Source organism: Eubacterium sp. MSJ-13, from assembly GCF_018918235.1.
Classification (GTDB): domain Bacteria; phylum Bacillota; class Clostridia; order Lachnospirales; family Lachnospiraceae; genus Butyribacter.
The window spans coordinates 1-6,579 of the sequence record NZ_JAHLQE010000124.1 but is presented as its reverse complement, the minus strand read 5'-3'; the positions used below and the strand labels follow the sequence as shown (position 1 = coordinate 6,579).

4 protein-coding genes and 1 pseudogene are annotated in these 6,579 nt (G+C 38.1%); all 5 read left to right on the top strand.

From position 1 onward, the window contains the following. A pseudogene (locus tag KQI69_RS07895) lies at positions 1-761 on the top strand (5-methyltetrahydropteroyltriglutamate--homocysteine methyltransferase); the annotation flags it as partial. Positions 762-834: 73 nt separating this feature from the next. Next, on the top strand, positions 835-1,428 hold the full coding sequence (locus KQI69_RS07890) for an HD family hydrolase (RefSeq protein ID WP_216564820.1): 594 nt from the start codon (positions 835-837) through the stop codon (positions 1,426-1,428). Then, positions 1,418-1,888, top strand: a complete 471-nt coding sequence (locus tag KQI69_RS07885) for a GNAT family N-acetyltransferase (protein WP_216564818.1) — start codon at positions 1,418-1,420, stop codon at positions 1,886-1,888. The genes KQI69_RS07890 and KQI69_RS07885 overlap by 11 nt, the downstream gene beginning before the upstream one ends. Before the next feature lie 148 nt (positions 1,889-2,036). Then, entirely contained in the window at positions 2,037-5,966 is a 3,930-nt protein-coding gene (locus tag KQI69_RS07880; RefSeq protein ID WP_216564817.1) for an efflux RND transporter permease subunit, read from the top strand. 73 nt (positions 5,967-6,039) lie between these two features. Beyond that, positions 6,040-6,579 (top strand): TetR/AcrR family transcriptional regulator (locus KQI69_RS07875; protein ID WP_216564815.1); only part of this gene is annotated, 540 nt, incomplete at its 3' end.

The following is a 6,579-nucleotide window of genomic DNA, read 5'->3' as shown; positions in this document are numbered from 1 at the left end:
CACATCCATTTGTGGAATATTTTAAATTCCTTAAGCAGTTTGAGGATGAGAATACAGTTGCAAAATATACGATTCCGGCACCGGCACAGATGTTTCAGCAGATGATAGTTCCGCAGAATATAGAAAAAACAAGAAAGTTTTATGCGACAAATGATGAGCTTATCAAAGATATAGGAACGGCATATCAGGAGGTTATCAGGCAGTTTTATGATGCAGGCTGCCGTAATCTGCAGTTTGATGATTGTACATGGGGTGCGATTGTCGGAGATGCTGCGAAGCAGAGATATAAATCTCTTGGTCTTGATATAGAAGATGTAAAGGCACAGCTTTTGAAGGTAAACAATCTTGCACTTGAACAAAAGCCGGAGGATATGGTGATAACATCGCATATATGCAGAGGAAATTATCATTCTACATTTTTTACAAGTGGACCATACGATTCAGTGGCAGATTATGTATTTGCACAGGAAAATGTAGATGCACTTCTCTTGGAATATGATGATGAGAGATCAGGCGGATTTGCACCACTCGCAAAGGTTTCACCAGATAAAAAAGTTGTACTTGGACTTATAACTACTAAAAAACCAGAGCTTGAGGATAAGGAAGCTGTAAAGGCAAGAATTGAACAGGCATCAAAATATATTCCGCTTGAGCGTTTATGTTTAAGTCCACAGTGTGGATTTGCTTCCTGTGAGATTGGAAATAAACTTACAGAAGAACAGCAGATGAAAACCTCTGTCTGTTTTTTTGCCTTTTTGTGAGGTAGAAAATATAAATAAGCTATGTTATAATATTTGCAGTAAAGGTATTTACATATTTGGGAGGCAGAGTTTTATGGATGAAAGATTAAAAATGCAACTTGATTTTGCATTGGAGATAGATAAAGAAAAAAATATATTCAGACAGACGCATTTGTCAGGACATGGCAGGAATGAGAATGATGCGGAGCATGCGTGGCATATGGCAATCATGGCGTATCTCTTAAAAGAGTATTCTAATGAACCGGTGGATATTGGAAAAGTCATGCTTATGTGTCTTATACATGATATAGTGGAGATTGATGCCGGAGATACATATGCATATGACGCAGAAAATCTTAAGACACAGAAAGCAAGGGAAGATGTAGCAAAAGAGAGGATATTTTCAATACTTCCTGAGGAACAGAAGGAGGAGCTTATAAAATTATTTGATGAGTTTGAGGAATTTGAAACAGCAGAGGCAAAATTTGCACATGCGATGGATAATCTTCAGCCACTTATTTTAAATAACAGTAACGGCGGTGCAGATTGGAGAGAGCATGGAGTGACGGCAAAGCAGGTATATGGCAGGCAGAGTAAAACAAAGCTTGGTTCAAAGCGTCTTTATGAGGTGACGGATAAGCTTATACAGGAAAATATAGAAAAGGGGAATATAAAAAATGAATATTAGAAAAGCAAAAGAAAAAGATATACCACGACTTATAGAATTGTTGGAGCAGGTGCTTCAGATACATGCAGATATAAGACCGGACATATTTATTCCGGGGACTACCAAATATACGAATGATGAGCTTGCTAAGCTTATAAAAGATGACACAAAGCCGGTATATGTTGCTGCGGATGATGAAGATATATGCATGGGATATGCTTTTTGTCAGTTAAGAAAACAGCCGTTTTCAAACAATATGGTGCCGTTTAAATCATTTTTTATAGATGATCTATGTGTTGATGCATCGACCAGAGGACAGCATGTGGGGGAGAGTTTATTTGAATATGTGAAAAGTGAAGCGAAAAGATTAGGGTGTTATGAGGTGACGCTCAATGTATGGGCAGGAAATACTTCGGCAGAAAAGTTTTATGAAAAGATGGGGCTTAAAACGAAAGAAAGACAGATGGAATATATATTGTAGCCAAAAGAAGGTGACAGTTTATTAAAATAAGATAAACTGTCATCTTTTTTATTGACACATGACAGGGTGTCATATATAATTGCGTTTATGAATATGACAGGGTGTCATATTTGTTATATTGTAATTTAAGAAAGGAAAAGTAAAGACAATGACAAAAATGTTTGTAAAAAAGCCGTATCTTACTCTAGTGGCTATTGTTATAGTTCTGGCATTTGGTGGTGTCAGTTTAAGTAAGATGCAGACAAATCTTATGCCTGATATGGAGATGCCATACCTTGCAGTTATCACTACGGAGATGGGGGCTTCACCACAGAAGGTACAGGATAATGTGACAAAGCCCATAGAGGATGCACTCGGCACGATAAGCGGAGTTAATAAGGTGACGAGTACATCAAGCAGTAATTATGGTATGACAATGCTTGAGTTTTCAGATGATACAAATATGGATTCTGCCTTGGTAAGAGTGTCAAAGGCATTGAACTCACTTGACCTGCCTGATGACTGTGGCACGCCTAATATCATGGAGATAAGTGCAGATATGATGGCCACAATGGCAGTAAGTGTCGGTTATGATGGTAAGGATATTAAAGATATTACGGCATTTACCGACAAGGTTGTCATTCCTTATCTAAAAAGACAGAATGGTGTGGCAAGTATCACTGAAACAGGAAACATAAATGACACTGTAGAGGTGCGCCTGAATCAGAAAAAGATAGATAAAGTAAATAAGGATATCCTGACGCATACAAATAAGAAATTAAGGGATGCACAGAAAAAGATAGACAAAGCTAAAAAGAAATTAGATGAGGGAAACGCTAAATTAAAAGAGCAGGAAGGGAAATTGAGCAGTAAGCAGGATGATACGACAAGTAAACTTGCAAAAGCTTCTGTAGCAATGAATCAGGCTCAGGCTATGAAGGCTTCCTATGAGTCTACACTTACAAGTTTAAAGGCAAATCAGACAGCACTTTCAGCAGAGAAAAAAGCGTATAAAGATGCGAAGATTCCTGATACATACAAGTCATTGAATGGAATGTTCAAGACATTTAATGAAAAGCTCGGTGAAGCAGCGAAAATGAGTGGGATAACCATTCCTTCAGATGTTAAAGATGCCCTTGATAATCCGGATGAGTTTAACAAGTTTAAAGAGTGGCTTACAAAGATGGGACAGGGGGAGTCCGTTAAGAAACTTACTATTGCATCAATGACAAAGGTTTACAATATTGCGGAAGTAAGAATGCCTCAGATAGATACAGAGCTTGCAAACTTAAAGACAGAGATAAAAGTTGCACAGGCGATGGTTGACAAGATAAATGAGAAGATGAAGGGCATGGATAAGAAGCAGGAACAGGCAGTTGCCGGAGGTTATCAGGCATCGGCAGGTTTTGGTTCAGCGCAGGCTCAGATGCAGGCTGCTAAAAAAGAGATATCAAATGCAAAGAAAGAACTTAAAGACGCACAGAAACAGCTTGATGATTCAAAAGATGCAGCACTTGAAAATGCAAATCTTGATGCACTTCTTACACTCGACACATTGTCACAGCTTATCACGGCACAGAATTTCTCAATGCCTGCCGGATATATCGATGACAAGAACGATGACCAATGGCTTATCCAGATAGGTGAGAACTATGATAGTGCAAAACAGATAAAAAACATGGTGCTCACAAAAGTAAAAGGTGTGGGTTCTATAAAGATATCCGATGTTGCAAATGTAGTGACAGTAGACAATGTCGGAGATCAGTATGCAAAGATTAATGGCAAAGATGCCGTAATGCTTGCCATCTATAAGTCAAGTACAGCAAGTACAAGTGATGTGACAAATGCGCTTTCAGATTCATTTAAGGAGCTTGAGGGAAAATATAAAGGTCTTTCAATCACACCTTTAAGCAATCAGGGTGATTATATAAAGAATATCATTTCAAGTGTACTTAGCAGTATCGTCATGGGTGCGGTACTTGCCATTATCGTACTCGCACTGTTCCTTAAAGATGTAAGACCTACCATAGTGGTAGCTTTCAGTATTCCGTTCAGTGTACTCTTTGCACTTGTGATAATGTACTTTACTGGAATAAACATAAATGTAATGTCACTTGCAGGTCTCTGTCTTGGTATAGGTATGCTTGTTGACAACTCGGTCGTAGTTATGGAAAATATCTATCGACTCAGAAACAAAGGACTTTCAGCACCGAGGGCAGCAGTTCAGGGAACAAGACAGGTACTCGGCCCTATAATCGCATCGACTATCACAACTATATGTGTATTCCTTCCTATGGTATATACATCAGGAACAGTAAGTCAGATGCTCATACCGTTCTCATTTACGATATCATATTCACTTATCGCATCACTTCTTGTTGCGATAACAGTCGTACCTACTATGGGTTCGGTACTGCTTAAAAAAGTAAAGAATCCTGAGCATAAGATTTTTGATAAGATAAAAGATGCGTATGGAAAGTCACTTGAATTTTTCCTTAAACATAAGGCAATACCACTTATCATTGCAGTAGGACTCCTTGTTGTATGTGTATGGAAACTTTCGGGTATGGGTCTTGTAATGATGGACAGCATGGAGAGTAATCAGATTTCCGTAAGTCTTGAAGTTGACAAGAAAACAAGCAAGCAGAATGCATATAAGACTGCTGACGAAGTAATGGCTGCGATAATGAAGGTCGATGGAATCGACAAAGTAGGAGTAACGGACGGGAATGCAAGTGCCATGGCAGGCTCGCTTGGCGGTGCATCGGACAATTATACAAGTTTTACTTTTAACATAATCACAAAGAGTGATATCAAAACTACAAAGCAGTTTAAGAAGATAAGAAAGACTATTGAGAAAAATACAAAAGACATAAAATGTAAGGAACTTACGGTTTCATCATCAGCACTTGGAAGTATGGGAAGCATGATGGATCAGGGGCTTGAAGTCGATATATATGGCGATGATATGAATAAGCTTATAGATATAAGCAATGACTTTAAGAAGATGATGAATGACATTGACGGCTGCAGTGGTGCAAAGAATGGTCTTGAAGACGCTGACAAACAGATACATCTTACACTTGATAAAAATAAGGTTGCAAATGCAGGGCTTACTGTAGCAGGAATATACCAGCAGCTTGCAGCACGCATCAATACAGATAAAACATCAATAACATTGAATGTCGATGATACAGATATAGATGTCAAACTTGTAAATAAGACAGATGAACTTACTTATGAGAATCTTATGAAAGCTGAGATTACAGCTACTACAAAAGATTCAAATGGTAATGATAAAAAGAAAACTTACAAACTTTCAAAATTTGCCAGAAAAGCTGAGGGAAAGACAGCACAGACTCTCTCAAGAGAAAATCAGTCACAGATGCTTACAGTTTCTGCTGATGTAGACGAGGATGAGAACGCGACACTTCTATCAAGACAGCTTCAGAAAAAGATTGACAAATATAAGATGCCCGATGGATATACGGCAGAGATAGGTGGTTCGTCAACGCAGGTAAATGATATGATGATGCAGCTCGTTCAGGCACTTGCACTTGGACTTTTGCTCATATATCTTGTAATGGTAGCACAGTTCCAAAGTCTTCTCTCACCATTTATCATTATCTTTACGATTCCGCTTGCATTTACGGGCGGCATGCTTGGACTTCTTGCATTTGGCCAGTCTATCTCGGCAATGTCGATGATGGGATTCATGATTCTTATGGGAACAGTTGTAAACAACGGTATCGTATTTGTTGACTATGCAAACAAATTAAGGATTGGCGGCGTTGAGAAGCGTGCGGCACTTATAGGTACAGGTAAGACTCGTATGCGTCCTATACTTATGACGGCACTTACAACGATACTTTCAATGAGTGTTATGGTATTTTCACAGGATGCAGGAAATGCTATGCAGCAGGGTATGGCGATAGTTGTGTGCTTCGGTCTTATATATTCAACATTTATGACACTTTATATAGTGCCTATAATGTATGACATCCTCTATCGTAAACAGCCGAAAGATATAGATACAGGAAGTGATGATATGGATGATATTCCTGATGAGGCACAGGATTATCTTACAGATGGAGAGTAAATATCTGATATAAAGTAAAAAGGATTTATAGCAGCAAAGTAAGATAATAAGGCAAGAGAATGGAGTTTTAAATATGCCAAAAGAAACATTTTACAGGCTGCCTGATGAAAAAAGAGAAAGGATAATGGCTGCCGCTGAGCGTGAGTTTCTTGAAAACCCATTTGAGGCGGCATCTATAAACCGTATCATAAAAGAGGCGGCTATACCAAGAGGAAGTTTTTATCAGTATTTTGAGGATAAAAAAGATATATTTCTTTATATTGTTGATACGCACAAAAATGAAGCATTCAGTTTTGTTGAAAATTTCATAAAAGATTGTGATGGTGACATATTCGCATTTATGAGAAAAGCCATAGATTTTATAATATCTGCGGGATTCAGTGATAAGATGAATGGCATGAAAAGAATGTTTTCACAGCCCTGGGTGTTCGATATGATAATGAGTGACAGGATGAAATGGAAGATGGAAGAAGCCAAAACACCAAAAGGCATAATGTTTAAATATATAGACAAAGAAAGTCTGAATGTGGAAAGTGATAAGGAGATAATCGATCTTATAAATATATTTGCATCGATAAGCCTTGGACTTTTTTTCAAGATTTTCATAATGGGA